The sequence below is a fragment of the Desulforhabdus sp. TSK genome (genome assembly GCF_022836495.1).
GTDB lineage: Bacteria > Desulfobacterota > Syntrophobacteria > Syntrophobacterales > Syntrophobacteraceae > Desulforhabdus.
Genome location: NZ_BQXM01000122.1, coordinates 1 through 557, shown reverse-complemented (window position 1 = coordinate 557; position 557 = coordinate 1). Strand labels below are relative to the sequence as shown.

Below are 557 nucleotides of genomic sequence, written 5' to 3'. Positions count from 1 at the left end.
GGGGATTGGGTGGGCAAAAGAATATTCCATGATCCTCATCCATCCGCAGATTACACAGATTGACGGAGATTAACCCTACAACACCACTTCGGCTCATAATGTCATTTCGAATGCCAGTGAGAAATCTTAAGATCCCTCTGTGGTATCGTTCGGGATGACAGAACCCCAAAGGTCATCTGGCGTTGTAGGGCTAAGAACCTTGGGATATTGGAATAGTATCTGACACCGGAATGCTACCTGTTTAAAGATCCGTGCATGGATCCTTAAACGCTTATCCGGGAGGCGGAAAAGATGAACGAAGAGGTTTTACGCGAGCAAATATTGATTAAAAAAATTAGGGCATTGCCGTTTGATAAATTTGCCGAGGTAGAGGACTTCGTAGATTTTCTACATCAGCGTGACGAAGAAAACCGTCTAAGGAAGTCAGCAGCAAGACTCTCCCAAAAAGCCTTCCAAAAGGTCTGGGACAATCCCGAGGATGCCGACTATGATCGGCTATGAGTTCGGCGACATTGTCCTCGTGCCGTTTCCCTTCACAGACCAGACCAGTACAAAGA

At 46.3% G+C, this 557-nt stretch carries 1 protein-coding gene; it reads left to right on the top strand.

Translation table 11 applies throughout. The annotated features are described in order from the left end of the window. Nucleotides 1-291 precede the first annotated feature (291 nt). Complete coding sequence (locus MWC30_RS21790) at nucleotides 292-501, top strand: hypothetical protein (protein ID WP_244086299.1); 210 nt, start codon at nucleotides 292-294, stop codon at nucleotides 499-501. Nucleotides 502-557: the final 56 nt, after the last annotated feature.